At 63.9% G+C, this 23,614-nt stretch carries 27 protein-coding genes and 1 other RNA gene; 11 read left to right on the top strand and 17 right to left on the bottom strand.

What is annotated here, in order from left to right; all coding sequences use genetic code 11:
- Nucleotides 1-5: 5 nt before the first annotated feature.
- Genes grpE through MRBLMA1_RS00260 form a run of 3 tightly spaced genes read right to left on the bottom strand, consistent with a single transcriptional unit; the run spans nucleotide 6 to nucleotide 2,160 of the window.
- Nucleotides 6-560: a nucleotide exchange factor GrpE gene (gene grpE / locus MRBLMA1_RS00270; RefSeq protein WP_363734434.1), complete on the bottom strand. Its 555-nt coding sequence runs from the start codon at nucleotides 558-560 to the stop codon at nucleotides 6-8.
- Nucleotides 557-1,600 carry a heat-inducible transcriptional repressor HrcA gene (gene hrcA / locus MRBLMA1_RS00265; RefSeq protein WP_363734433.1) on the bottom strand — a complete coding sequence of 348 codons (1,044 nt, stop codon included), beginning with the start codon at nucleotides 1,598-1,600 and terminating at the stop codon, nucleotides 557-559. The genes grpE and hrcA overlap by 4 nt, the downstream gene beginning before the upstream one ends.
- Before the next feature lie 44 nt (nucleotides 1,601-1,644).
- On the bottom strand, nucleotides 1,645-2,160 hold the full coding sequence (locus tag MRBLMA1_RS00260) for a DUF6438 domain-containing protein (RefSeq protein WP_363734432.1): 516 nt from the start codon (nucleotides 2,158-2,160) through the stop codon (nucleotides 1,645-1,647).
- 96 nt (nucleotides 2,161-2,256) lie between these two features.
- On the opposite strand from MRBLMA1_RS00260, the gene rph reads away from it, so the two are divergent.
- The 4 genes from rph to MRBLMA1_RS00240 all read left to right on the top strand — a co-directional run bounded on the left by rph (nucleotide 2,257) and on the right by MRBLMA1_RS00240 (nucleotide 5,880).
- Entirely contained in the window at nucleotides 2,257-2,973 is a 717-nt protein-coding gene (rph, locus tag MRBLMA1_RS00255) for a ribonuclease PH (RefSeq protein ID WP_363734431.1), read from the top strand.
- Nucleotides 2,974-3,020: 47 nt separating this feature from the next.
- Nucleotides 3,021-3,650, top strand: a complete 630-nt coding sequence (gene rdgB, locus MRBLMA1_RS00250; protein ID WP_363734430.1) for an RdgB/HAM1 family non-canonical purine NTP pyrophosphatase — start codon at nucleotides 3,021-3,023, stop codon at nucleotides 3,648-3,650.
- A 110-nt stretch (nucleotides 3,651-3,760) separates the two neighbouring features.
- Nucleotides 3,761-4,561, top strand: coding sequence for a TrmH family RNA methyltransferase (locus MRBLMA1_RS00245; protein WP_363734429.1), 801 nt, complete (start codon nucleotides 3,761-3,763; stop codon nucleotides 4,559-4,561).
- The gene (locus tag MRBLMA1_RS00240; protein ID WP_363735350.1) at nucleotides 4,561-5,880 is read left to right on the top strand and encodes an MFS transporter; all 1,320 of its coding nucleotides are present in this window, start codon (nucleotides 4,561-4,563) and stop codon (nucleotides 5,878-5,880) included. Before MRBLMA1_RS00245 ends, MRBLMA1_RS00240 begins: the two co-directional genes overlap by 1 nt.
- Here MRBLMA1_RS00240 and MRBLMA1_RS00235 read toward each other — a convergent pair.
- From MRBLMA1_RS00235 to MRBLMA1_RS00195, 9 genes are all read right to left on the bottom strand, one after another.
- Complete coding sequence (locus MRBLMA1_RS00235; protein ID WP_363734428.1) at nucleotides 5,852-6,388, bottom strand: GNAT family N-acetyltransferase; 537 nt, start codon at nucleotides 6,386-6,388, stop codon at nucleotides 5,852-5,854. The genes MRBLMA1_RS00240 and MRBLMA1_RS00235 overlap by 29 nt on opposite strands.
- A gap of 90 nt (nucleotides 6,389-6,478) precedes the next feature.
- Entirely contained in the window at nucleotides 6,479-8,956 is a 2,478-nt protein-coding gene (locus tag MRBLMA1_RS00230) for a TonB-dependent receptor plug domain-containing protein (RefSeq protein WP_363734427.1), read from the bottom strand.
- A gap of 341 nt (nucleotides 8,957-9,297) precedes the next feature.
- Complete coding sequence (rplS, locus tag MRBLMA1_RS00225) at nucleotides 9,298-9,666, bottom strand: 50S ribosomal protein L19 (protein ID WP_022681436.1); 369 nt, start codon at nucleotides 9,664-9,666, stop codon at nucleotides 9,298-9,300.
- A gap of 11 nt (nucleotides 9,667-9,677) precedes the next feature.
- Entirely contained in the window at nucleotides 9,678-10,409 is a 732-nt protein-coding gene (gene trmD, locus MRBLMA1_RS00220; protein WP_363734426.1) for a tRNA (guanosine(37)-N1)-methyltransferase TrmD, read from the bottom strand.
- Entirely contained in the window at nucleotides 10,406-10,678 is a 273-nt protein-coding gene (locus MRBLMA1_RS00215) for a hypothetical protein (RefSeq protein WP_363734425.1), read from the bottom strand. The genes trmD and MRBLMA1_RS00215 overlap by 4 nt, the downstream gene beginning before the upstream one ends.
- 102 nt (nucleotides 10,679-10,780) lie before the next feature.
- Nucleotides 10,781-11,260, bottom strand: a complete 480-nt coding sequence (gene rimM / locus MRBLMA1_RS00210) for a ribosome maturation factor RimM (protein ID WP_363734424.1) — start codon at nucleotides 11,258-11,260, stop codon at nucleotides 10,781-10,783.
- 5 nt (nucleotides 11,261-11,265) lie between these two features.
- Nucleotides 11,266-11,718: a 30S ribosomal protein S16 gene (rpsP, locus tag MRBLMA1_RS00205; RefSeq protein ID WP_133654801.1), complete on the bottom strand. Its 453-nt coding sequence runs from the start codon at nucleotides 11,716-11,718 to the stop codon at nucleotides 11,266-11,268.
- A gap of 44 nt (nucleotides 11,719-11,762) precedes the next feature.
- Nucleotides 11,763-13,235 carry a signal recognition particle protein gene (gene ffh / locus MRBLMA1_RS00200; RefSeq protein ID WP_363734423.1) on the bottom strand — a complete coding sequence of 491 codons (1,473 nt, stop codon included), beginning with the start codon at nucleotides 13,233-13,235 and terminating at the stop codon, nucleotides 11,763-11,765.
- Nucleotides 13,236-13,517: 282 nt separating this feature from the next.
- Nucleotides 13,518-13,982 (bottom strand): hypothetical protein, encoded by a 465-nt coding sequence (locus tag MRBLMA1_RS00195; RefSeq protein WP_363734422.1) that lies wholly within the window; start codon nucleotides 13,980-13,982, stop codon nucleotides 13,518-13,520.
- A gap of 112 nt (nucleotides 13,983-14,094) precedes the next feature.
- Between MRBLMA1_RS00195 and MRBLMA1_RS00190 the strand changes: the two genes are divergently transcribed.
- From MRBLMA1_RS00190 to ispZ, 5 genes are all read left to right on the top strand, one after another.
- Nucleotides 14,095-15,495 carry an amino acid permease gene (locus MRBLMA1_RS00190; protein WP_363734421.1) on the top strand — a complete coding sequence of 467 codons (1,401 nt, stop codon included), beginning with the start codon at nucleotides 14,095-14,097 and terminating at the stop codon, nucleotides 15,493-15,495.
- Between the two features lie 41 nt (nucleotides 15,496-15,536).
- The gene (gene dapF, locus MRBLMA1_RS00185) at nucleotides 15,537-16,337 is read left to right on the top strand and encodes a diaminopimelate epimerase (RefSeq protein ID WP_363734420.1); all 801 of its coding nucleotides are present in this window, start codon (nucleotides 15,537-15,539) and stop codon (nucleotides 16,335-16,337) included.
- A 1-nt stretch (nucleotide 16,338) separates the two neighbouring features.
- Complete coding sequence (mtaB, locus tag MRBLMA1_RS00180; RefSeq protein WP_363734419.1) at nucleotides 16,339-17,598, top strand: tRNA (N(6)-L-threonylcarbamoyladenosine(37)-C(2))-methylthiotransferase MtaB; 1,260 nt, start codon at nucleotides 16,339-16,341, stop codon at nucleotides 17,596-17,598.
- 54 nt (nucleotides 17,599-17,652) lie between these two features.
- On the top strand, nucleotides 17,653-18,585 hold the full coding sequence (gene ftsY / locus MRBLMA1_RS00175; protein ID WP_133654796.1) for a signal recognition particle-docking protein FtsY: 933 nt from the start codon (nucleotides 17,653-17,655) through the stop codon (nucleotides 18,583-18,585).
- A 101-nt stretch (nucleotides 18,586-18,686) separates the two neighbouring features.
- A complete protein-coding gene (gene ispZ / locus MRBLMA1_RS00170) occupies nucleotides 18,687-19,337 on the top strand; it encodes a septation protein IspZ (protein WP_363734418.1) in 651 nt (216 codons plus the stop codon).
- 176 nt (nucleotides 19,338-19,513) lie between these two features.
- On the opposite strand, the gene MRBLMA1_RS00165 is transcribed toward ispZ, so the two are convergent.
- A complete protein-coding gene (locus MRBLMA1_RS00165; RefSeq protein WP_363734417.1) occupies nucleotides 19,514-20,071 on the bottom strand; it encodes a urate hydroxylase PuuD in 558 nt (185 codons plus the stop codon).
- A gap of 214 nt (nucleotides 20,072-20,285) precedes the next feature.
- Between MRBLMA1_RS00165 and MRBLMA1_RS00160 the strand changes: the two genes are divergently transcribed.
- Both MRBLMA1_RS00160 and MRBLMA1_RS00155 read left to right on the top strand, forming a co-directional pair.
- Nucleotides 20,286-20,900: a superoxide dismutase gene (locus MRBLMA1_RS00160; RefSeq protein WP_363734416.1), complete on the top strand. Its 615-nt coding sequence runs from the start codon at nucleotides 20,286-20,288 to the stop codon at nucleotides 20,898-20,900.
- A gap of 122 nt (nucleotides 20,901-21,022) precedes the next feature.
- Entirely contained in the window at nucleotides 21,023-21,469 is a 447-nt protein-coding gene (locus MRBLMA1_RS00155; RefSeq protein WP_363734415.1) for a hemerythrin domain-containing protein, read from the top strand.
- A 2-nt stretch (nucleotides 21,470-21,471) separates the two neighbouring features.
- Here MRBLMA1_RS00155 and MRBLMA1_RS00150 read toward each other — a convergent pair whose 3' ends face one another.
- The 4 genes from MRBLMA1_RS00150 to MRBLMA1_RS00135 all read right to left on the bottom strand — a co-directional run bounded on the left by MRBLMA1_RS00150 (nucleotide 21,472) and on the right by MRBLMA1_RS00135 (nucleotide 23,575).
- Nucleotides 21,472-21,810, bottom strand: coding sequence for a (2Fe-2S) ferredoxin domain-containing protein (locus MRBLMA1_RS00150; RefSeq protein WP_363734414.1), 339 nt, complete (start codon nucleotides 21,808-21,810; stop codon nucleotides 21,472-21,474).
- Nucleotides 21,783-22,331 carry a J domain-containing protein gene (locus MRBLMA1_RS00145; RefSeq protein ID WP_133654790.1) on the bottom strand — a complete coding sequence of 183 codons (549 nt, stop codon included), beginning with the start codon at nucleotides 22,329-22,331 and terminating at the stop codon, nucleotides 21,783-21,785. The genes MRBLMA1_RS00150 and MRBLMA1_RS00145 overlap by 28 nt, the downstream gene beginning before the upstream one ends.
- A 100-nt stretch (nucleotides 22,332-22,431) precedes the next feature.
- An RNA gene (gene rnpB / locus MRBLMA1_RS00140) (RNase P RNA component class A) lies at nucleotides 22,432-22,818 on the bottom strand.
- 58 nt (nucleotides 22,819-22,876) lie between these two features.
- Nucleotides 22,877-23,575 carry an N-acetylmuramoyl-L-alanine amidase gene (locus MRBLMA1_RS00135; RefSeq protein WP_363734413.1) on the bottom strand — a complete coding sequence of 233 codons (699 nt, stop codon included), beginning with the start codon at nucleotides 23,573-23,575 and terminating at the stop codon, nucleotides 22,877-22,879.
- Nucleotides 23,576-23,614 lie beyond the last annotated feature (39 nt).

The following is a 23,614-nucleotide window of genomic DNA, read 5'->3' as shown; positions in this document are numbered from 1 at the left end:
AGCGATCAGTCGGGCTTCTTCGCCACGCTCACCAGCGCCGGGCGCAGCAGCCGATCCTTGATCATATAGCCCGCCTGCATCTCCACAAGAACTGTACCCGGTTCCGCGTCGGTGGAGGGCACCTCCATCATCGCCTGATGCTTGTTGGGATCGAGCGGCTGGCCGACCGACACCAGTTTCTCGATGCCGTTACGGCCGAACACGGCCTCCAGCTCCCGTCCCGTCGCCTCCAGCCCGGCGACCAGGCCCTTGAACTTCTCGTCCTCGCGCAGATCGGCGGGGATCGCCTGCAGCGCGCGGCCCAGATTGTCCGCCACCGACAGCATGTCGCGGGCAAAGGCCGTCGCGGCATAGGCGCGCGCATCGGCCAGTTCCTTTTCCAGCCGCCGCCGCACATTCTGCGTTTCGGCATGGGCGTAGAGCGCGTCCTGCTTCGCGGCCGCCAGCTCGTTTTCCAGGCCCGCTATCCGTTCCGCCGCCGCATCGCCGCCAGGCGCCGCATCTTCGGGCAGTTCGTCCACGATTTCCATATTTTCGATATTCTGCTTGTCTTCGCTCATCTCATCAATCTCGACAGCGTCTGTGCGGTGAAATCCACCATGGGGATCACCCGTGCATAGTTCAAGCGGGTCGGGCCGATGACGCCGACCACGCCCACCACCCGGCCGTCACCGCTCCGGTAGGGCGCGGCTATGACCGAAGAACCGGACAGGGAAAAGAGCTTGTTTTCCGAACCGATGAATATTTTGGTCGCGCTGCCCGCCAGGGCGCCTTCCAGCAGCCGGGAAATCTCCTGCTTGCCTTCAAGCTGCTCCAGCAATTGGCGCACGCGCTCCAGATCGGCGGCGGTGCCGTCGTCCAGCAGGTTCGCCTGCCCCCTCACGATCAGCACCGGCCGGTCGTCGGCATCCCGCGACCAGAGCGCAATGCCCTGCTCCACCAGCACCCGCGCCGCGCCCTGCAGGGCATTGCGATCGCCCTCCACCTCGCGCCGCAGCGCCTCGCCCGCCTGCGCCAGCGTCATCCCGCCGAAACGCGCCGACATGAAATTGGCCGCTTCGTTCAGCATGATCGGCGTCACGCCCGCGGGCAGGTCGACGACGCGATTCTCGATCGATCCGTCCTGGCCCACCAGCACTGCCAGCGCCTGGCGGTCGTTCAGGGGAACGAAGCCGAATTGCCGCAGCACCGGCTCGCGCTTGGGCACCATCACGATGCCGGCGCAGGCCGAAAGGCCGGACAGTGCGGCGGTCGCGGCGGACAGCGCATCCTCGATCGGGCCACCTTCGCTGATCCCCGCCTCGATCGCGCGCCGTTCCTCGAAAGAGGGTTCCGCAGCCTGCATCATGCCGTCGACGAACAGCCGCAGGCCGGTTTCCGTCGGCATCCGTCCAGCCGACGTATGCGGCGCGGCGAGCAGGCCGAGTTCCTCCAGATCCTGCATGACATTGCGGATCGAGGCTGGCGACAGGCTGAGCGAGGCTATCTTGCTGATCGTGCGCGAGCCGACGGGCAGCCCGGTGCCGAGATAACTCTCCACCACCAGACGGAAAACGTCGCGCGCGCGTTCGTTAAGTTCGGTGATCGGGGTGACCGCCATGACCCTTATCTAGGCAAGCATCGATCGCGGCTCAAGCCCGTCCGTCACCGACCCTTCGCATTCGTCGGCTTCACCATGGGGCCTACGTCCAGCATCCTGGGAATCGCGGAAATGGTGGCGCGCAGCTTGCCATAGCGGGCATCCATGCAGCCTGACTGGAATTCCAGCCGGGTGGGCGGCGCCTCTTCCCGTGTCCATTCTATCACATAGGCGGGCATGTCGGTGGCGAAGCGGACGCAGTTTTCCCCCTGGCCGATTCGCCTGGCCGTGCCCTGCGCTGGGCGGAACTGCGCCAGCGCCGCACGGAAGCGACGATATTGCGTCGGCGTCACGGTGAAACGGGTCGGACCGGGAATGGCGGTGAAACGCTGCGGCTCGATCAGGCCGGACCCGTCCGGGGTCACGCGCAAGGTGTAGCTGGGGCAGACGCCAAAACAGGGACCAGCGGAAAATCTGATCGTGTCGCCCGCCAGTGTCGGCTTTTCCAGTTCCGCCTGCTCCATGGCGCATCCGCCCAGCAGGAGCGTGGCCGCCACGATCGATAATGCTTTCGTCCCCATGGCCGCTCTCTAGCATCTTTCGGCTGCATCGCCACTGGCATGATGGGCCGCCCGACGCTAAGCCCGCTCGACACAACGCTTCGGAGTAGAATATTTATGCGTCCTTCCGGCCGCGCGCCCGACCAGATGCGCGAAATCACCATGGAGCCCGGCTTCACCATCCATGCCGAGGGCAGCTGCCTGATCAGCTTCGGCGACACGCGCGTGCTATGCACCGCCTCCATCGAGGAAAAGGTGCCGCCCTTCCTGCGCGGCAAGGGATCAGGCTGGGTCACGGCGGAATATGGGATGCTGCCCCGCGCCACCCATACCCGCGGCAGCCGCGAAGCCGCCAAGGGCAAGCAGTCGGGCCGCACCCAGGAAATCCAGCGCCTGATCGGCCGGTCGCTCCGCGCCGTGGTCGACCTCCAGAAGCTGGGCGAGCGGCAGATCGTCGTCGACTGCGACGTGATCCAGGCCGATGGCGGCACCCGCACCGCCGCCATTTCGGGAAGCTGGGTCGCGCTGCGCATCGCTATCGACAAGCTGCTGGCCTCCGGCGCGCTTACCGAAGATCCCATCGTGCAGAAGGTCGCGGCGATAAGCTGCGGCATCTATAACGGCACCCCGGTGCTGGACCTCGACTATGCGGAGGACAGCAATGCCGAGGCGGACGCCAATCTGATCCTGACCGGCGACGGCAAGTTCGCGGAAGTGCAGGCAACGGCCGAGGGCGCGACCTATGACGAGGAGGAGCTGCTGCGACTGCTGCGCCTCGCCCGCATCGGCTGCGCGCAGATTTTCGCGGCGCAGGACAAGGCGACCGGGAGATAATCCTTCCTTCCGCTCGTTTCCGGCGAGCGACGATATGGGACTACAGAATGAGCGACGATTTCGGGCAGGAACAGGCGATCCGCAAACTGGGTCCGGGACGACTGGTGATCGCCAGCCACAATCCCGGCAAGGTGCGGGAAATCGGCGAATTGCTGGCGCCCTATGGCATAGAGACGGTGTCCGCCGCCGCGCTGGACCTGCCCGAACCGGAGGAGACCGGCACCACCTTCATCGCCAATGCGGAGTTGAAGGCGATGCAGGCGGCGGACCTTGCCGGCCTCCCGGCACTGGCCGACGACAGCGGCCTGTGCGTGGAGGCGCTGAACGGCGATCCGGGCATCTTCTCCGCCCGCTGGGCCGGTCCGACCAAGGATTTCGGCCTCGCCATGCAGCTTGTCTGGGACAATATCCAGGCGAAGGGGCCGGAAGCGGGCCATGGCGCCCATTTCATCTGCGCCCTCGCCCTCGCCTGGCCCGACGGCCATGTGGAGGCGTTCGAAGGCCGCGTGGACGGCACCATCACCTGGCCGCCGCGCGGGGACCGGGGTTTCGGCTATGATCCGATCTTCCAGCCGCATGGCCACAGCATCAGCTTTGGCGAGATGGACCCGGAGAAAAAGCATGGCATGAGCCATCGCGCCGATGCGTTCACGCAACTGGTGGCGACGGTCTTCTGAAGGGTCAGGGGGCCTGGCATCCACCGCCCAAGCCCCCTACCCTTTTCCGCGCTCCCCCTATAGAGAGGCCGTTTCGGCGGACCTTCGGGCAAAGGGCAAGAGACAGGATCGTGGCGCGAGAAATCACCGGATTTTCCAACCCGCTGGTGAAGCGCGTCCGCTCCCTGCGCGAAAAGAAGTTCCGCAAGGCGGAGGGCCTTTTCCTGGCAGAGGGGCTGCGTATCCTGACTGAAGCGCGGGAGGAAGGGGTGCTGCCGGAAATGCTCTTCCATGCCGGCTCCACCCATCCCCTCGCCGCCGAGCTGATCGCGGCGATGGAGGCGGCGGGCGGCGACGTGATCGAAACGACGCCCGACATCCTCTCGAAGATCAGCGGCAAGGACAATGCCCAGGCCGTTGTCGGCGTCTATCGCGACCGGCTGACCCCGCTGGCGAAGCTGGACCGGGGCAAGGCGGACATCTGGATCGTCGCCCAGTCGCTGCGCGATCCCGGCAATCTGGGCACCATATTACGCACCGGCGACGCCGTGGGGGCGGGCGGGCTGATCCTGATCGACGATTGCGTCGACCCCTTTTCGGTCGAATCGGTGCGCGCCAGCATGGGCGCCCTTTTCACCCAGAGCATCACCCAGGCGCGATGGGGCGAATTCATGCACTGGCTGCGCCAGGGGCCGGGCGAGCTGATCGGCACCAGCCTGAAGGCCAGCCACGACTATCAGCAACCCCATTATCAAAGCCCCAGCTTCCTGCTGGTCGGCAATGAGGCGCAGGGCCTGCCCGAAAGCTATGAGGCCGAATGCGACCTGCTGGTCAAGATGCCGATGCTGGGCAAGGCAGACAGCCTGAACGCCGCGGTCGCCTGTGCGGTCATGGCCTATGAATTGCTGAACCAGAAACGGGCGAGGACATGATGGCATCGGGGGGCGCGCAGGCCTTGGAAGCAGGGGCGAGGGACATGAGCGGCATCGGTGCGATGCTGCGGCACAAGCGGGTACTGGCGGCGAGCCTGATCGGCACGGCGGTCGAATTCTACGACTTCTACATCTACGCCACGGCCGCCAGCCTGGTCTTCGGGCCGCTCTTCTTCCCCGCCTCCTCCCCTTCGGCGCAGTTGCTCGCGGCCTATGGCAGCCTTGCGCTTGCCTTCTTCGCCCGGCCGCTCGGCGCGGCGGTGTTCGGCCATTATGGCGACCGCATCGGGCGGAAGGCGACGCTGGTGACATCGCTGATGCTGATGGGCGGATCGACGCTCGCCATCGGATTCCTGCCGACCTATCAGAGCATCGGCTGGTGGGCACCGTTGATCCTCTGCATGCTGCGCTTCGGCCAGGGCCTGGGGCTGGGCGGCGAATGGGGCGGCGCGGCGCTCCTGGCGGTCGAGAATGCGCCTCCCGGATGGCGCGCGCGTTTCGGCATGTTCCCGCAACTGGGCGCGCCGGTCGGCTTCCTCGCCGCCAACGGCCTCTTCCTGGTCCTTGGTATGTTCCTGACGGACAAGGATTTCTTCGCCTGGGGCTGGCGCCTGCCCTTTCTGGGCAGCGCCGTGCTGGTGCTGCTGGGCCTGTGGATCCGCCTCAAGCTGACCGAGACGCCCGAATTCGCCGCCGCCCGTGCCGAAGCGCCCCCGCCCGCGGTGCCGCTCGCCACGTTGCTCCAAAGCCATCTGGGCGCTGCGGTCGCCGGCACCTTCGCATGCGCGGCCTGCTTCGCCGTCTATTATATCGCGACCGCCTTCGCGCTCGGCTACGGCACCACCACGCTCGGGATCGACCGTGAGACCTTCCTCGCGATCCAGTTGGGCGCGATCCTGTTCATGGCGCTCAGCATCATTCTTGCCGGCTGGTGGGCGGACAAGAGCAGCCCGACGCGCGTGCTGGCCACGGGCTGCATCGGCACGGTGGCGATGGGCGTCATCTTCGGTCCCGCAATCGGCACCGGGCAGTTGCTGCCGATCTTCCTGATACTCAGCCTCGCCCTGTTCCTGATGGGCTTCGTCTACGGCCCGCTCGGCGCCTATCTGCCGCATCTCTTCCCCGTGCAGCTTCGCTATACCGGCGCCTCCTTCGCCTTCAACCTGGGCGGGATCATCGGCGGCGCCCTGGCGCCCATCGTCGCGACCTGGCTCATCCAGGTCCGGGGCGTGGAGCTTGTCGGCATCTATATGTCGGCGGCGGCGGCGCTCAGTCTGATCGGCCTCTGGTTCACCAGCCGGAATCGGGGCCGGCAATAGGCTTTCGCATCAGGATCAGCGGCACGCCGCTGTCCTCGAAGGCGCGCATCTCGACAAAACCGAAGCTGCGGTAGAGCGGCACGCCCGCCATGGTGGCGGACAGCTCCAGCGCCACGAAGCCCTCCGCCCGCGCCGCCGCTTCGCAAAGCGACAGGATCAGCGTGCCCACCCCCTTCCGCACATGATCGGGATGGGTGTACATCGCCCGCACCCTGGCCGCGTCGGTCGCTGGATCGAGCAACCGGTCGTCCCGTCCCCCACTATGGTTGCCGCCATAGGCGGTCGCGCGCCGGCTCCACCCGCCGCAACCCGCGATCGCGCCGCCATCCTCGATCACGAAATAGGTGCCGTCTTCGATCAGGCGACTGTCGAGACCCATGAAGCCGTGGCTGGCCCGCACCTGGCCAGGGGTGAGGAAATCGGACTGGAGGCGGTCGATCGCCAATGTCATGACGGCGCCCAGGGCGGTTTCATCCGCCAGCGTGGCAAGTCTGTGGTTCAGCGGCATGGCCGTCCCTATCGCGGTGGCCCGCCGTCAGGTCCAATGAAAAAGGACAGGGCCGCCGCACCCGAAGGCCCGGCGGCCGCGTCAGGCCCGTCAGAAGCTGAAATTGATGCGGGCGTAATAATAGCCGCCATTGATGCCATAGGGGGTGAAGGACAGCGGGGCGTCCAGCACGCGAGCGCCGTCGATCGGCATATCGCTCGCATCATTGGGCATGGTCGGTGCCTTCTTGTTGAACAGGTTGTTCGCGCCCACGCTCAGCTTGATCGCCTTGCTCAGGTCATAGCCGACTTCCAGATCGGTGATGGCAGCCTCGGGCACCCTGACCGTCGGATTGGTCGTGCCGAAAATCACGACCTCGGACGATTTGCCATAGATCGTCTCGCGCAGGTTGATGCTCAGGCCGCCCATGGTGAACAGCGCCCCGCCAATGATCTTGTATTTGGGCGATGCGTCTTCCAGGGTCGAACGGGCATCTTCCGCGTACAGCGCTGCTGGAATGCGCAGCCTGGTGATCTTGGTTTTATTATAGTTGGCCGACAGCGACCAGAGGATGGAACCGCTGCCCACCGGCGTCGGGTAGCTGGCGGTTACATCGACGCCGCGGGTCCGGGTGTCGGCGCCATTGGTGAACAAGTTGATGCCCGCATCGCCATTCTGAAGAACATAGGGATCGAGCACATTGCCATGCGCGGCAATCGCATCCAGCACGGCCTGGTTGGTGACCACACCGCCGGCCAGACCCTGGATCGATCCGGTTCCCACGATCCGGTTCTTCACCTTTACCTGATAGGCATCGATGGTGATGTTCAGCTTGGGCACGGGACGGATGACCAGGCCAAGGCTGTAATTCTGCGAGGTTTCGGGCTTCAGATCTTCATAGCCGAGCAGCTTGGCGGCGGCAGAGTTGGGCGGCAACTGTACATAGGCCGTGGTCGGACCGACGTTGGTCGAGGAATAATATTCCTCCAGCAGCGACGGCGCGCGGAAGCCGGAACTGACCGTGCCGCGCACCGCGAACTGTTCGGACAGGTCGAGGCGGCTGGTCACCTTCCACGTCCATTTGGTACCGAAATCGCTGTAGTCCTCATAGCGGACGGCGCCATCGACCTTCCACATCTCGATCGGGTTCATCGCGATGTCCAGATAGGCCGCCTTGTTGTTCCGCTTGTGCTTGCCCGCGTCGGTGGACAGGAAGCCGGGATAGGACTGGCCACCCTCGAAATAGGTCGATCCGAAGTCGCCCTTGCCGATCTGGAAGCGATTTTCCCGATATTCGCCGCCGAAGGCGATATTGACCGGCTGGGCCATGCCCAGATCGACCTCCTTCGCGATATCGATATTGCTGGTCCATTCCGACGCCTTCAGGAAGCCGTCATAGAAGTTGGCAGGCGTGGTCCCGGTGTCGATGAACAGCGAACGGTTGGCCGAACCCAGCGTGTAGAGCTTGGCATAGTCCTGGCCATAGGTGGTGCTGATGTCCCATCGGAAACCGGCCGTCTCGCCCTTGATGCCGCCGGTGTTGGAAAAATCATCTTCCTTGATCGCCTCGCGCGGGCTGAAGCCGGCGGCGCTGTAAAGGATCTGCTCGCCCGCGACGCCCAGGACCGGGGACCGCGACACGCGCCAGGGCTGGCGATAATTTTCATAGGCGCTGGCATCGCGACGGCCGTAGCTGCCAAAGGCATAGAGTTCCACGCCGCCGAAATCATGACCGGCATTGTAGACGATGGTGGTGAGTTCCGATCGCGCATCCCCGACGATACGGTTGGTATAGGGCGCACCCGGCAATCCGATGGCCGCCATCTCCTGATGCTCGGCCGAAATATCGGTGCGGATCGACCCGTCGCGATTGTAGATGCCGCGATCCACGCCGCCCCTCTGCGAGAAATCGTGGAAACGGTGGAACATGGTGAAATTCAGATAGCTGTCCGGTCCCATGTCGGGCGCAAAGGTGACGCTGCCCGAATAGGTTTCGCCGTCGCCCTTGTAATATTGCCCGGCGGTCAGGTTGCCGGAAATCAGGCCCTTGTCCTCCTTGAGGATGATGTTGATGACGCCCGCGATCGCATCGGACCCATATTGGGCGGCCGCGCCGTCCTCCAACACCTCGATCCGGCCGATCGCGCCCGGCGGAATCAGGTCGAGGTCGGGTGAGGCCGCGCCCTGGTAGGGGCCACTCAACACATGCAGGTTGGAGGTGCCGTGACGCCGCTTCCCGTTGACCAGCACCAGCGCATGATTGGGGCTGAGGCCGCGAAGACGGGCCGCCAGCGTCAGGTTCGCGGTATCTCCGCCAAAGGCTTCCGCGGTGAAGGAGGGGACGAGTTGCGTCAGCACCTGGTTGAGATTGGGTTGTCCGACCTTGGTCAGCGCCTCGCTGTCGAGAACCTTGATCGGCGCTGCGCTTTCCGCCGCAGTGACGCCGGTCGCCCGTGTGCCGGTGACGATGATCGCGGCGCCATCCGTGGCGGAGGCTGCCTGCGGGTCGCTGGTCTGGGCCAGAACGGCCATCGGAGACGAGATTGCGACAACCATGGCGGCGCGAGAAACGAAACTCTTGCAATTCATGAACAGCCCCCTTGCTTCCAATGAAGAGAGCCTCTCCCGACCGATATTTTCTTATTTTCCCTTGTTCATCTTCTTTCCGTTTCTTGGGTAAGCACGACCGGTACGTCAGACCACGCGGCCTGATCGTCAGAAATATTCAGCAATATGTGGAAACGGAGTGCTGACACAAAACCGCCATCAGAGAAAAACGAATTTCCGCTGCCGCCCAAAATCGTTTCGCCATGGAAATCTAAAAGGGTGCGGACTCATCCGTCAAATCCCTGAAATTCATAAAAAAGGCGGCGCCCGCATGGGGCGCCGCCTGTCTCTTTTTTACAACTGTCAAGCCAGCGTAAAAGCGATCAATCCTCGCTGCGCACATCGCGGCGCTCGGCGATGCGAGCGCGCTTGCCGGTGCGGCCGCGCAGATAATAGAGCTTCGCACGACGCACGACGCCACGGCGGACGACGGTAATCGAATCGATGTTCGGCGAATAGAGCGGGAAGACGCGCTCCACGCCTTCACCGAACGAAATCTTCCGCACGGTGAAGTTGCTGCCCATGCCCTTGTTCGAGCGGGCGATGCACACGCCTTCATAATTCTGGACGCGGCTGCGGTCACCTTCGATGACCTTCACGCCGACGCGCAGCGTGTCGCCGGGACGGAATTCGGGGATATCCTTGGCGAGGGCCGCGATATTCTCGGCCTCGATCTGCTGGATCAGGTTCATGACTTCAAGTCCTACTCTTCGCGTTGCGCACCAGAGGGCGACTGGTCCCGAACGCCGATATGGCGTTCCCAAAGGTCCGGCCGCCTTAGCCGTGTGTCCTCTTCCGCCCTTTGTTTCCGCCAGGCGGCGATCTTCGCATGATCCCCCGATCGCAACACTTCGGGGATCGCGCGCCCTTCCCATATGACGGGCCGGGTATAGTGGGGATATTCGAGAAGGCCGCTTTCGAAGCTCTCCTCATCCCCACTGGAAGCGGCGCCCATTACCCCAGGAAGCAGGCGGATGCAAGCATCCAGCAGCATCAGGGCGCCCATTTCCCCGCCGGAAAGAATGATGTCACCCATACTGATCTGTTCGACCGGCCGCGCCTCGAAAATCCGCTCGTCAAAACCCTCGAACCGGCCGCAGAGGATGGTCGCTCCGGGACCGGCGGCGAGTTCGCGAATCCGCCCCTGGGTGATCGGCGCGCCCCGCGGCGTCATGGCGATGACCGGCAGGTCGGACGCCTTTTGCAGCGCATGATCGATCGCCAGGCCCAATATGTCGGCGCGCAATATCATCCCCGCACCGCCGCCCGCGGGCGTATCGTCCACTGTGCGATGCCGGTCCGTGGCGAAGTCGCGAATATGGATGGGATCGCAGGCCCATTTGCCCTCCGCCAGCGCGCGCCCGGCGAGCGACACCGCCAGAGGCCCAGGAAACATCTCCGGATAGAGCGTCAATATCTGCGCGCGAAAGGTCACGCCCGCCGCGCCCTCAGCCAGGCGCCCGCCATGCCGCCCAGCAGCGATACGGCGCCCCCCAGCATCAGCGCGATGCCGATGGCGCGCAGCAGGCCCGCAAAGGGCCGGTCAGGCTGCATCAACGCGGGCAACAGGAACAGCATGGGGATGGGAATGACCAGCCCCGCCGCAGCCGCGATCTTCAGCCCGCGCGACCATGCCATGCCGAACAGGCGCCAGCCGGCGGCGACCATCAGGAGCAGATAGAGAGCGGCAAGAAGTTTCGGCATGGTTCGCCCTCGAACTACACAACGCGCTCCTGCGAAGGCAGGAGTCCAGTTCAGACGGCAGGACTGGGCGCCTGCCTTCGCAGGAGCACGCCAACCGAAAAATCAAATAGCGAACGCCGCCTCGACGACAGCCCGTCCTTCGGCAATGGTCACGGCGTGCATCGGCGCCATGAAGCGCTTGCCGTTGGGCCGCTCCACCTCGATGATGTCGCCCGCGCCGAAATTCTCGACCGCGACGACATGCCCCAGCCCTTCGCCATCGCTGGAAAAACAAGGCAGGTCGATCAAATCGGCATGATAATATTCGCCCTCCCCCAAGGGAGGCAAAGCCGCGCGCGGGACGGTCAGTTCCGTGCCGCGCAGGGCCTCCGCAGCGGTGCGATCGCCGATCTCTGCAAAGCGGGCGACGGCACCGTTCGGACCGGGGCGCACCGACTTCAGCGTCAGCCTGGCACCGGCCGCATCGAAACCGTCATAGGATTTGAGCGTCTCGGCCCCCTCCCCGAACAGTTTCAGGCGAACCTCGCCCGCCACTCCATGCGCGCCGATGATGACGGCAAGAGTGACGGGCTTGTCGGTCAAGGAGCTCAGCCTTCCGCCGATTCTTCGGCCGGAGCAGCTTCTTCAGCAGCGGCTTCTTCGGCGGGAGCGGCAGCAGCCTCGGCGGCGGCAGCCTTTGCGGCTTCGGCAGCTTCAACGGCTTCAGCGGCCTTGGCAGCGCGATCTTCGGCGCGATCCTTGGCCTTCTGGCCCGGCTCGGCCTTCTTCGGGTTGCTGCGGGCGGCACGTTCCTTCACGCCGGCTGCGTCCAGGAAGCGGGCAACGCGGTCGGTCGGCTGCGCGCCAGCGGCAACCCAGTGCTTCGCGCGCTCGACGTCCAGAACGACGCGCTTCTCGTCGCCCTTGGGCAGGACGGGGTTGTAGCTGCCGATGCGCTCGATGAACTTGCCGTCACGCGGGGCGCGGCTGTCGGCCACGACGATACGGTAATAGGGACGCTTCTTGGAACCGCCGCGCGAAAGACGAATGGACGTTGCCATGTTGTTATTGACCTTTCTACTCTAATCTAATCTGTTGAAACTGTTTATTTCTTCATGAAATTCTGAAAACCGGGCGGCAGGTTCGGCATGTTGCCGCCGCCGCCAAGACCACCCAATCCGCCAAGCCCGCCAAGGTCCGGCGCGCCACCCGCGCCGCCCATCAGCTTGTCCATGCCGCCGCCGGTGAACATCTTGGCCAACCCTTTCAGGCCACCCATCTTGCGGATCTTCTTCATCGCCGTTTCCATTTCCTGATGCATTTTCAGGAGCCGGTTGACTTCCTGCACCGTAGTGCCGGACCCCTTGGCGATACGAATCTTGCGCTTGGCGTTGATCAGGGCGGGCTTCTCCCGCTCCTTGGGCGTCATGGATCCGATCATCGCGTCCAGATGGATCAGCGTCTTGTCGTTCGCGCCGCTGTTCGCCATCGCCTGCTGCGCCTTTTTGAGGCCCGGCAGCATGCCCGCCAGCGCGCCCAGCCCGCCCATGCGGCGCATCTGATTGAGCTGAGCGCGCAGGTCGTTCATGTCGAACTGACCCTTGGCCATTTTCTTGGCCAGCTTGTCGGCTTCCTCGGCGTCGATCGTCTCGGCGGCCTTTTCGACCAGCGATACGACATCACCCATGCCCAGGATGCGCTGCGCCACGCGCGCAGGATGGAAGGGCTCGATCGCGTCCAGCTTTTCGCCCGTGCCCGCGAACTTGATCGGACGGCCCGTCACGGCACGCATCGACAGCGCCGCACCGCCACGCGCGTCGCCATCCATGCGGGTCAGCACCACGCCGGTCAGCGGCACCTGCGCCGAAAAGCTGGTCGCGACATTGACCGCGTCCTGCCCGGTCAGCGAGTCCACCACCAGCAGGATTTCCGCCGGGTTGGAGACTTCGGCGACCGCCTTCATCTCGTCCATCAGCGCCTGGTCAACGTGCAGGCGGCCCGCGGTGTCGAGCATCACCACGTCGAAGCCCTGGAGCTTCGCGGACTGCAGCGCCCGCCTGGCGATATCGACCGGCTGCTGGCCCGGCACGATCGGCAGGGTCGCGACGTCGGTCTGCGTACCCAGCACCGCCAGCTGCTCCTGCGCCGCCGGGCGCTGAACGTCGAGCGACGCCATCAGCACCTTCTTGCGCTCTTTTTCCTTCAGGCGCTTGGCGATCTTCGCGGTGGAGGTGGTCTTGCCCGACCCCTGCAGGCCGACCATCATGATGACGGCGGGCGGGGTCACGTCGATCAGCAGTTCGGAAGTTTCGGCGCCCAGCGTCTCGGTCAGCGTGTCGGAAACGATCTTGACGACCATCTGCCCCGGCGTGACCGAACGCAGCACATCGCTGCCAACGGCCCGTTCCGTCGCCTGATCGACGAACTGGCGGACCACCGGAAGCGCGACGTCGGCCTCCAGCAGCGCGATTCGCACCTCGCGCATCGCGGCGCGGACATCGTCCTCCGTCAGCGCACCGCGCCCACGCAGCTTGTCGAATACCCCACCGAGACGATCGCTTAGCGAATCGAACATCATCACCTCATATGGGCCGAAAGGCCCGGAAAATCGTGCCTACCCTGCCAAACGACAAAATCGCCGGCGGGCGAAACCTCGCCGGCCAGCGTCCATCCGATGCCCCATTTTGAGCGTCCTGGATCTGTCAGGGTATCAGACGGCAAACCGCCCGATTGCAGGGCGCCTTTAGCGCAACGACCGGGGAGATGCAACCGGCGCGATCTGGGAAGGGGAGGATGGCTTTCGATCATTTGTTGCCGTTCGTGGCGGATGAAACCGCGACCAAACTTGCCCAGACCGTGGTCACTCCCAAGAGAAGATAGTACGCAATTTGCAGTCAGATGGGGACTGCCCCTCCTCAAATAGCTCCACCCGATCAATTGCCTCCAACTGAGGCGAGGTGAACGGCTTTGGCGATGTGAAATAGGCAGCGCCATGTTCGCCGTTCCAGATTGCTATCTGGTAGAGGCCTTCCACGCGTTTTTGTGCAAATCGTGCAGGACTGTTGGAAGAATGAGCCTTAACAATCCGCCCTTTAGGACGACGGGCCCAGCCTATCCCATACACTTCAAGGGTACCGAAAACGCCTTCCCACCGGAAGCTTCCTCCGTGTATCCCGCCTTCCAAAGTCGTGACCTTCTCACCATCGCGAAGATCGATCATCGGCGAATAGCCGCAGAACCGTCCCGGCCCCACAATATCGCTGGCGTCCGCCGGAGTGGCGACCAACATGGAGAGCATCACTGCCACCGCGATTACTATCTTCACGCTAGCCTCGTAGGTAATTCGGACGGCTGCTATAACGCTTTACAATCCGAAAATGGAAGGTCCGCAATCCACCCGGAGCGGCTATAGCCCAAGAACAAAGGAAATTTGGCCAATGAGCTGGACACGCCGCAAGCCGATGGAAGCAATGATGCCCAGCCATGAAGGGCACCGGCTGGCGCGCACCCTGTCCTGGCCGCATCTGCTGGCATTGGGCGTCGGCGCGATCGTCGGCACTGGCATACTGACCCTGATCGGCGTCGGCGCGGATCGGGCCGGTCCCGCCGTGCTGCTGTCCTTCGCCATTGCGGGCGCGATCTGCGCCTGTGCTGCCCTCGCCTATGCGGAGCTTTCCACCATGATGCCCGCCGCCGGCAGCGCGTACAGCTACAGCTATGCGGTGCTGGGCGAAGGCATTGCATGGATCGTCGGATGGAGCCTGATCCTCGAATATTCGCTGGTGGTGTCGACGGTGGCGGTGGGCTGGTCGGGCTATGCCGCACCACTGCTGATCTCGGCGGGCTTTCCGGAGTTACTGACCAGGGGGCCGGAACTGGGCGGGCTCCTGAACGCACCGGCCATCTTCATCATCGCCGTGGTCGCGGGCCTGCTGATGCTCGGCACGCATGAAAGCGCGCGGCTGAACAGCCTGCTCGTCCTCATCAAGATCGCCACCCTCAGCCTGTTCGTCGCCATCGCCCTGCCCGCCTTCGACGCGCAGAATCTTCACCCCTTCATGCCATTCGGCTTCGCCAAGTCGACGGGACCGGACGGCGTCGAGCGGGGCGTCATGGCGGCCGCCGCGATCATCTTCTTCGCCTTTTACGGCTTCGACGCCATTTCCACCGCCGCGGAGGAAGCGAAGAACCCTGATCGCGACCTCGCCATCGGCATCGTCGGATCGCTGGTCGTCTGCACCCTCATCTACGTCCTCGTCGCCGCGGCGGCGATCGGCGCGATGCCCTTCACCCGCTTTGCCGACAGCCCGGAACCGCTGGCGCTCATCCTGCGCGAAATGGGCCAGGGGCAGGTGGCGCGGATCGTCGCCATCGCGGCGGTGATCGCGCTGCCCACGGTGCTGCTCGGCTTCCTCTATGGCCAGAGCCGCATCTTCCTTGTCATGGCGCGCGACGGCTTCCTGCCGCAAAGGCTGGCGCTGATCTCCCGGCGCGGCACGCCCGCCCGGATCACCGCCGTCACCGCCATGCTCGTCGCCATCATCGCCGGCCTGCTGCCCATTGACGAGATCGCGGCGCTCGCCAATGCGGGAACGCTGATCGCCTTCACCGCGGTGGGTGCATGCCTGTTGATCCTGCGGCGGCGGATGCCCGACCTGAAACGACCCTTCCGCACGCCTGCTGCCACGCTGGTCGGTCTGGGCGCGGTGCTGGGCTGCGCCTATCTGTTCATCAGCCTGCCGGTGAAGACCATCCTCGCCTGCCTGATCTGGAACGCCGTCGGTCTGGCGGTCTATTTCCTCTATGGGCGCCGGCGTGCCGCGCTGAACGCAGGATAGTCTGGCCTTTTGCCCTTGCAGGCCTTACATGCGCGCGCACTATGGGCCGTTTTTCGAAGATGCATGGACTGGGCAACGACTTTGTCGTGATCGACGCGCGGGAAGCCGCGATCGACATGACGCCTGCGCGCGCGCAGGCCATTGCCGACCGTCATGCCGGGATCGGCTGCGACCAGCTCATCCTGATCGGCAACAGCGAAGGCGCCGATGTATCGATGCGCATCTTCAACAGCGACGGCAGCGAGGTGGAGGCCTGTGGCAACGCGACCCGTTGCGTGCCCCTGTTCGTCGGCCGGGACGTGCTGATCGAGACGAAGGCGGGCCTGCTCGACGCGAAGGGCGTCGATGGCGGCGCGAGCGTCGACATGGGCGCCCCGCGGCTGGAATGGGACGCGATCCCGCTCGCCTATGCCATGGACACGCTGACCATGCCGGCAAGCTGGGAAGACCTGCCCGCCCCGGCCGCGGTCAATGTCGGCAATCCGCATGTGATCTTCTTCGTGGACCGTCTGGACGGTGTGAACTTCGACCGTTTGGGGCCGCTGATCGAACATGATCCGCTCTTCCCCGCGCGCGTGAATGTGAACTTCGCGCAGGTCGTGGGGGAAAATCACATCCGCCTGGTCGTCTGGGAACGGGGCGCCGGGCTGACCCGCGCCTGCGGTACCGGCGCCTGCGCGACGGCGGTGGCGGCGGTGCGGCGCAGGCTGGTGAACGGGCCGACCACGGTGAGCCTGCCGGGCGGCGATCTGGTGATCGACTGGGCGCCGGGCGGACATATCATGATGACCGGACCTGCCACCCATGTCTTCGACGGCGAGGCTGACTGGGCCCGCTTCTGAGATGAGCGGGCCGCAGATCATCACGCTCGGCTGCCGCCTCAATATCGCGGAGAGCGAGGCGATTCGAGAGATTATCGGCCGCGAAATGGCCGACGGACAGGATGACCTGATCGTCGTGAACAGTTGCGCGGTGACGGCCGAGGCGGTTCGCCAGACCCGCCAGGCCATCCGCCGCGCCCACCGGGACCGACCCGATGCGCGAATCATGGTGACCGGCTGCGCCGCGCAGACGGAGCCGGAAACCTTCACGAAAATGGCCGAGGTCGATGCGGTGATCGGCAACCGCGACAAGATGGACCCCGCCCACTACACGGCCCACGCGTCGGAGAAGGCCCGGGTATCCGACATCATGGCGGTACGCGAAACCGCGCCGCATATGGCGAGCGCCTTCGCCGAACATGCCCGCGCCTTCCTTGAAGTCCAAAATGGCTGCGACCATCGCTGCACCTTCTGCATCATCCCCTTTGGCCGGGGAAACAGCCGTTCCGTGCCCGCAGGCGCGGTGATCGACAAGGCGCGTGAACTGGTCGGCGCGGGGTACAGGGAAATCGTGCTTACCGGCGTGGACGTCACCAGCTATGGCCCGGACCTGCCCGGCGCGCCCTCGCTCGGCCTGCTTGTCGAACGCATCCTGAAGGGCGTGCCCGACCTTTCCCGCCTGCGCCTTTCCTCGCTCGACAGCGTGGAGATCGACGAACGGCTGTTCGACCTCCTCGCCCATGAGCCGCGCATGATGCCGCATCTGCATCTGTCGCTCCAGGCCGGGGACGACATGGTCCTGAAGCGCATGAAGCGCCGTCACAGCCGCGCCGAAGCCATAGCGATCGTCGAACGCCTCAAGGCTGCCCGTCCGGACATCAGCATCGGCGCAGACATCATCGCCGGCTTTCCGACAGAGGATGATGCCATGTTCGAAAACAGCGTCAGGCTGATCGAGCAATGCGCCGTCGTCCATGGCCATATCTTTCCTTATTCCCCGCGCGCGGGCACCCCCGCCGCCCGCATGCCGCAGGTTGACCGGGCCGTGATAAAAGCCCGCGCCGCCCGCCTTCGTTCGGCCTGCGAGGCGCAACGGGAAAGCTGGCTGCGCAGCCTGATCGGCAGCCGGCAATCCGTGCTGGTGGAGCGCAACGGCCTTTCCGGCCATGCCGAAAATTTCGCGCCCGTGCGATTTGCGACGCCGCAATCGCCCTCCTCCATCGTCCCTGCGACCATCACGGCCCTTGAGAATGGCGCGCTGATCGCGCAAGAGGCGGCGTGAAAGACAATTTTTCGCTCATTCCCGCGCAGGTGAGGATGACGCTGGTGGATAGACATGGCTGAAACATCCTGGCGCGATCGGCTCTTCGGCGGCCTCAAGCGCACGTCCGACAAGCTCGGCGAAAATCTCACCGGCCTCTTCACCAAGGCGGCTCTGGACGAACAGACGCTGGACGAGATCGAGGAAGCGCTGATTATCAGCGACCTTGGCCCCGCCATGGCCGCCCGCGTGCGCGACCGCCTGTCCGAGGGCCGCTACAATCGCGAACTGACCGAAGATTATCTGCGGGAGATCATCGCGGAGGAAATCGAGAAGGTTCTCGCTCCCGTTGCCCGTCCGCTGGAGATAGAGGCTTTCCCCCGTCCGCAGGTGATCCTGGTCATCGGCGTTAACGGATCGGGCAAGACCACCACCATCGCCAAGCTCGCCAACCTCTTCCTGGAGCAGGATTATGGCGTGATGCTGGCGGCGGGCGACACCTTCCGCGCCGCCGCCATCGGCCAGCTCAAGGTGTGGGCCGAGCGGCTGGGCATTCCCATCGTCGCGGGCAAGGAAGGCGGCGACGCGGCGGGCATCGTCTTCGACGCGGTCAAGCAGGCCACCGCCACCGGCATCGACGTGCTGATCGTCGACACGGCGGGCCGTCTCCAGAACAAGACCGAACTGATGGATGAACTGGCGAAGATTCGCCGCGTGCTCGGCCGGTTGAACCCGGCGGCGCCGCATGACGTTGTGCTGGTGCTGGATGCGACGACGGGACAGAATGCGTTGAACCAGATCGAGGTGTTCAAGGAATTCGCGCAGGTAACAGGCCTTGTCATGACCAAGCTGGACGGCACGGCGCGCGGCGGCGTACTCGTCGCGGCGGCGGAGAAATACCGCCTGCCCATCCATGCCATTGGTGTCGGTGAGAAGATCGGGGATCTGCGCCCCTTCGATCCAGGCGACATGGCGCGGGCGATAGCGGGAACCGCCTATGCGCGGTGAACCGACCCCTCCCAAGGCAACAACGTGCTCCTGCGAAGGCAGGGGCCCAGTTCAGACGGCAGGCCTGGGCTCCTGTCTTCGCAGGAGCACGGAAGCGCACAATGGATAATCGAAAAAAAACCACCCACAACGGCAACCTGTCCCTCGCGCTCGACTTCGGCCCGCTCCTCGTCTTCTTCCTCACCTACAAGGGCGCGGGCTGGCTCTGGGGTCCGGGCAATCCGATCACCGCCATGATGTTCGGCACGGCCGCCTTCATGGCTGCGATCGTCATCGCCGTGATCATCTCCCGCGTGAAGCTCGGCCGGGTCTCCCCCATGCTCTGGCTGTCGGCTCTGCTGATCCTCTTCTTCGGCGGCCTCACCATCTATTTCCGCGACCAGAGCTTCATCCAGATCAAGCCGACCATCATCTACGCCTTCTTCGCACTGATGCTGTTTGCCGGGTTGATGCGCGGCAAGGCGCTACTCAAATATCTCCTCCAGGCCGCCTATGACGGCCTGACCGAGACCGGCTGGCGAAAGCTGTCGCGCAATTGGGCCTTCTTCTTCGTGGCCATGGCGCTCGCCAATGAGGTGATGCGCCGGACGATGAGCTTCGACAGCTGGCTCGCCGTCAAGGTCTGGGGCGTTACCATAGTGTCGGTCCTGTTCGCCGCCGCAAACATCCCGATGCTGATGCGCCACGGCCTCGACCTGGGCGAAACGCTCGACAGTGACGAGGTTGGCGAAACGACCCCGCCGCAGGGCTAGAGCATCGTGCGCAAAAGTGGGAACCGGTTTTGCGCAAAAACGATGCGACATCAAAAGCATAGAGCGCGCTGCATGATTCGGATTTAACGCAACGCGCTCTAAGGCCGGTGGATCTGATCAGATCGAAACCTGCCCGGGGGCAGGCGTCACCAGACACCCGCCCCCTTGATCAGGCATCAGCTGAAATTGACCATGCAATAGAGCATCGCCAGCGAAAGCAGGGTGTTCATGCGACTGAACATCATCGCGGTGGTCGCCGCCTTCGCTTTCACGTCATCCTCTGCCGGAACGATGCCGAGCGCCTTTTTCTGGTTCGGCCAGATCACGAACCAGACGTTGAACGCCATGATCAGCGCCAGCCACATGCCGATGCCGATCAGCAGATAAGGCTGCTGCAAGGTCAGCGCCTGGACGACATAACCCGCCAGCCAGGCCACGATCAGACCCGTGAGCACCGTCATGGCCGCGCCCCAGCGGAAGAAGAACAGGGCCGCAGGCGCGATATGCTTGGAAACGCCCGGCTTCAGTTCAGCCGGAATTTTCGGCATGGTGGGGATCTGGACGAAGTTGAAATAATAAAGCAGCCCGATCCAGGTGATGCCGAAGAACAGGTGCAGCCATCGAAAGATCGTGTTCGCATCCACCATCCCCGCATGCGCGCCGAACATCACTATGATCGCGAGCAGCAGCCCCGCAGCCAGGACAAGATGCAGATTGCCGAAGAATTTTGCCATGGACCCTTCCCCCAAAGTTCCGACCGCCGCATTCTCCTGACGGCCTGACCGATGATGCTATGCGATCGTTACGCCGATGTCACATGGATATTTCCGTATCTTAGACGAAAATATCCTGTTTTTCGTCAATCGATAACACTGCTAGGGGCGGGGAGCCTTCCGGCCGCATCATCGTTATGCGGCCATCCGATCCAAGAACCCGAGGAGTTCCGACATGGCCTTTGTTTTGCCCCCCCTGCCCTATCCCAAGGATGCCTTTGGCGACATCCTGACCGCCGAAACCTTCGACTTCCACCATGGCAAGCACCACAATGCCTATGTCGTGAAGGCCAATGAACTGGTCGCGGCCGACGCCTCTCTCCAGGGCAAGTCGCTGGTCGAGTTGATCAAGTCCAGCAAGGGTGGCCTGTTCAACCAGGTTGGCCAGATCTGGAACCACAGCTTCTATTGGCAGTCGCTCTCTCCCACCAAGACCGCGCCGTCGGGCCAGTTGCTGGACCTCATCAATGAGGGTTTCGATTCGGTCGATGCGCTGATCGAAAAGCTGAAGGCCGAGGCGGTGGGTCATTTCGCCAGCGGCTGGGCTGCGTTGATCCTGAAGGACGGCAAGCTGGAAGTCACCAGCTATCATGATGCGGACACGCCCGTCGCGCATGAGGGCCACCAGCCCCTGCTGATCCTCGATGTGTGGGAGCATGCCTATTATATCGATTATCGCAACGCACGTCCCAACTATGCCGACCGCGTCCTCAAGGAAGCGATCAACTGGGACTTCGCCGCGCAGAATCTCGACGGCCAAGGCGTCAGCCGCGCCGACCAGCCGGCCTGATTGGAGAAGGCCCGCCGCTCGCAGTGCGCGGCGGGCCTCCCGCTCCTCGAACCTTTGAAGTCCCGACAACTGTTTCTTAACCCGGCTTGGGGGAATATCCCACGGGGATGAGGGAACAGCGCATGGACCTCGAAAGTTTGCAGAATTTGCAGAAGCAGCATGATGAGATAGAGGCGATGGCCGTCCGTTTTCGTCAGGCGATCGCGGATGACAATGTTCCGCAAAGACTGGGTACGCTGCGCTGGCAGTTCGCGCGGCTGCTGATGGCGCATCTGGCGCTGGAAGACCGGATTTTCTATCCCAACATGCAGCGGCAGCGACATGAAAAGCTGCGAAGCACGGCCGCCCGTCTCGAAAGCGAAATGGCTCCCATCGCCGGCGATTTTGCCGCCTATATGGCACGATGGAGCGATGACCGGATCGAACGCGAATGGACCGGCTTCTGTCGCGAAACCCGTGAGATATTGGCCAGCATCATGAATCGGCTGCACCAGGAAGAAGGATTGCTGATGCCCCTGCTGTCCGATGCCGGATTGATCGAACCGGCCCGGATAATGCGCGGAGGCTGAACTCAGCCTTCCCCCACCGGGACGAGATTCAGCGCCTCGGCCAATTCATTCAGGTCAGCGCCAGCCCGCACCAGCAACCAGTCACGGGATTGCGCGCCGTCGACGACCGTCACTGCCCCTTTTGGACAGACGCCCAGGCAATTCACCTCCACGATCCCCGCCGCCGCCTTGCGTCCCTTCTTCAGCGAAAGATGCCGCCGCAACGCCTTGGCGAGCCGCTCGTCGCCCTCAGGACCGAAGCCACCGTCCAGCTTCTTCGAACATTTACGGCAGACAAGCACCGCATGATCCCAGTTCGACCCGATGCGATCCTTCAATCCGTCCGCCCCCGCGGTTTCCATGTCCGACGCTCCTCCGCGGCCCTCAGCACTTCATAGGCGGCCTGGATCGTCTGGAAGCGTATGGCGGCCTGTGCATCGCCAGGCTTCACATCGGGATGATATTCCTTGGCCAGACGCCGCCAGCTTTTCTTCACGGCATCGAAATCGGCGTCGTCCTCCAGTTCCAGCGCCTGCAGCGCATGCAGTTCGTCACGGGAACGGGTGCCGTCTCCCGGCCCGCCCCAGCCATGATAGGCGCTGTTCTGATAGCCGCCCGCATCACGCCGCTCGGTACGTTCGCGCTGATCGCGTTCTTCCTGGTCGAGACCCTGAAAATAATCCCAGTTGCGATTATATTCCGCCGCGTGATCGGTACAGAAATACCAGCGCTCGCGGCTGTTCGGCGATTTGGGCGCGGGGCAGTCGCCAGGCCGGTCGCAGCCATGCCGGTCGCACAGGCGCACCTGCTGCGCCTCACGCGATGCGCCATAGCTGCGCCAGCGGGGAAAGCCCCAGTCATTGGATCGGCTGCTTCTTGCCATGGTTCCAAATTAGGCAGGCCGCAGGCGGATGACCACCCCGGCTGCTGATGAAAATTGCCTTCATTTCAAATCCTCCCCATCGTCGGATGGCGAGAATCCCAATGCCAGAGGGCCTGTAAGCCGGGTTCTGTCCCCCTCTTGCGAGGGGTGGCGACCATTCCTCTAGGGGACGGATCGCTCCGTCCCTCAAGCAACCAACCCGGGCGGTCTCAGCCGAAACAGGCCTAGCAGCCTAAAACTGCGCGCCGCCCCTATTCGGTCTTGCTCCCGGTGGGGTTTACCGTGCCGCCTTCCGTTGCCGGAGGCGCGGTGCGCTCTTACCGCACCCTTTCAATTTCGCTGAGCCGAAGCTGTAGCGACCTGCTTTCTGTTGCACTGTCCCTTGGATCACTCCAGCCGGCCGTTAGCCGGCACCGTCATTTCGTGGAGCCCGGACTTTCCTCGCCGTGGAAGTTACCCGCCACGCCGCGGCCGCCCGGCCCTCTGGCAGAGGCGCCTATACACAGGTCAGCGGCGCTCGTCATCCCTTTGCATCATCATTCCGCTCAATCGTCGCCCTGCGGCTTCGGCAACAGCAGGGCCAACAGGATGGCGCGACATTCTCCGTCGATGATCCCGTCGATCAGTTCCGGCCGGAACCGGCGCTGAAACGCCACCACCGCCGCCCGCGGCTCGGCAATGTCATAGCCGAAGCGTTCGAGCGCCAGCATGAAGCCCCCGTCGCTCCAATGCGGGTCCATGAGATTCCTGGTGGGGCGCGGCAGGGCCAGCCGCAGCCGCGCCAACTGGGCCCAGGGAAACAACTCGCCAGGATCCTGCTTGCGGGCCGGAGCAACGTCACTGTGCCCGACGATATTGCCGCGGGTGATCTTGTGGCGCTGCACGATCTGGTGGATCAGCGGGATCAGCGACCCCATCTGCGCGTCCGGAAAGGGCCGATAGCCCCATTCATGGCCTGGATTGACGATCTCGATCCCGATGCTGGCGGAATTGATATCGTCAATGCCGCGCCAATGGGCCCGGCCCGCATGCCACGCGCGCTTTTCTTCATCCACCATGCGAATGACCTCCCCGTCCTCGGTCACGACATAATGGGCGGAAACCTTGGATTCCGGGCTGACGAGCCAGTTGATCGCCGTCGCCGCATCCACCATCCCGGTATAGTGCAGCACCAGCATCGAAACCGGCAGGCCGCGTTCGTCGAAATTGGGTGATGGCGTGTCGATCATGGGAAAGTCGTTCATCGCCAGAGGCCCGTCGCTCGCATTCGTCCGTCAACGCCT

It is taken from the genome of Sphingobium sp. LMA1-1-1.1 (genome assembly GCF_040676365.1).
In the GTDB taxonomy this organism is placed as follows: Bacteria; Pseudomonadota; Alphaproteobacteria; order Sphingomonadales; family Sphingomonadaceae; genus Sphingobium.
Note: the sequence above shows the minus strand (reverse complement) of the source record. Positions and strands in the feature narration are given on the sequence as shown.

Coding starts and splice junctions, on each gene's coding strand:
- grpE (WP_363734434.1), bottom strand. CDS start 560: ATGAGCGAAGACAAGCAGAATATCGAAAATATGGAAATCGTGGACGAA.
- hrcA (WP_363734433.1), bottom strand. CDS start 1,600: ATGGCGGTCACCCCGATCACCGAACTTAACGAACGCGCGCGCGACGTT.
- MRBLMA1_RS00260 (WP_363734432.1), bottom strand. CDS start 2,160: ATGGGGACGAAAGCATTATCGATCGTGGCGGCCACGCTCCTGCTGGGC.
- rph (WP_363734431.1), top strand. CDS start 2,257: ATGCGTCCTTCCGGCCGCGCGCCCGACCAGATGCGCGAAATCACCATG.
- rdgB (WP_363734430.1), top strand. CDS start 3,021: ATGAGCGACGATTTCGGGCAGGAACAGGCGATCCGCAAACTGGGTCCG.
- MRBLMA1_RS00240 (WP_363735350.1), top strand. CDS start 4,561: ATGGCATCGGGGGGCGCGCAGGCCTTGGAAGCAGGGGCGAGGGACATG.
- MRBLMA1_RS00235 (WP_363734428.1), bottom strand. CDS start 6,388: ATGCCGCTGAACCACAGACTTGCCACGCTGGCGGATGAAACCGCCCTG.
- MRBLMA1_RS00230 (WP_363734427.1), bottom strand. CDS start 8,956: ATGAATTGCAAGAGTTTCGTTTCTCGCGCCGCCATGGTTGTCGCAATC.
- rplS (WP_022681436.1), bottom strand. CDS start 9,666: ATGAACCTGATCCAGCAGATCGAGGCCGAGAATATCGCGGCCCTCGCC.
- MRBLMA1_RS00215 (WP_363734425.1), bottom strand. CDS start 10,678: ATGCCGAAACTTCTTGCCGCTCTCTATCTGCTCCTGATGGTCGCCGCC.
- rpsP (WP_133654801.1), bottom strand. CDS start 11,718: ATGGCAACGTCCATTCGTCTTTCGCGCGGCGGTTCCAAGAAGCGTCCC.
- ffh (WP_363734423.1), bottom strand. CDS start 13,235: ATGATGTTCGATTCGCTAAGCGATCGTCTCGGTGGGGTATTCGACAAG.
- MRBLMA1_RS00190 (WP_363734421.1), top strand. CDS start 14,095: ATGAGCTGGACACGCCGCAAGCCGATGGAAGCAATGATGCCCAGCCAT.
- dapF (WP_363734420.1), top strand. CDS start 15,537: ATGGGCCGTTTTTCGAAGATGCATGGACTGGGCAACGACTTTGTCGTG.
- mtaB (WP_363734419.1), top strand. CDS start 16,339: ATGAGCGGGCCGCAGATCATCACGCTCGGCTGCCGCCTCAATATCGCG.
- ftsY (WP_133654796.1), top strand. CDS start 17,653: ATGGCTGAAACATCCTGGCGCGATCGGCTCTTCGGCGGCCTCAAGCGC.
- ispZ (WP_363734418.1), top strand. CDS start 18,687: ATGGATAATCGAAAAAAAACCACCCACAACGGCAACCTGTCCCTCGCG.
- MRBLMA1_RS00165 (WP_363734417.1), bottom strand. CDS start 20,071: ATGGCAAAATTCTTCGGCAATCTGCATCTTGTCCTGGCTGCGGGGCTG.
- MRBLMA1_RS00160 (WP_363734416.1), top strand. CDS start 20,286: ATGGCCTTTGTTTTGCCCCCCCTGCCCTATCCCAAGGATGCCTTTGGC.
- MRBLMA1_RS00155 (WP_363734415.1), top strand. CDS start 21,023: ATGGACCTCGAAAGTTTGCAGAATTTGCAGAAGCAGCATGATGAGATA.
- MRBLMA1_RS00150 (WP_363734414.1), bottom strand. CDS start 21,810: ATGGAAACCGCGGGGGCGGACGGATTGAAGGATCGCATCGGGTCGAAC.
- MRBLMA1_RS00145 (WP_133654790.1), bottom strand. CDS start 22,331: ATGGCAAGAAGCAGCCGATCCAATGACTGGGGCTTTCCCCGCTGGCGC.
- MRBLMA1_RS00135 (WP_363734413.1), bottom strand. CDS start 23,575: ATGAACGACTTTCCCATGATCGACACGCCATCACCCAATTTCGACGAA.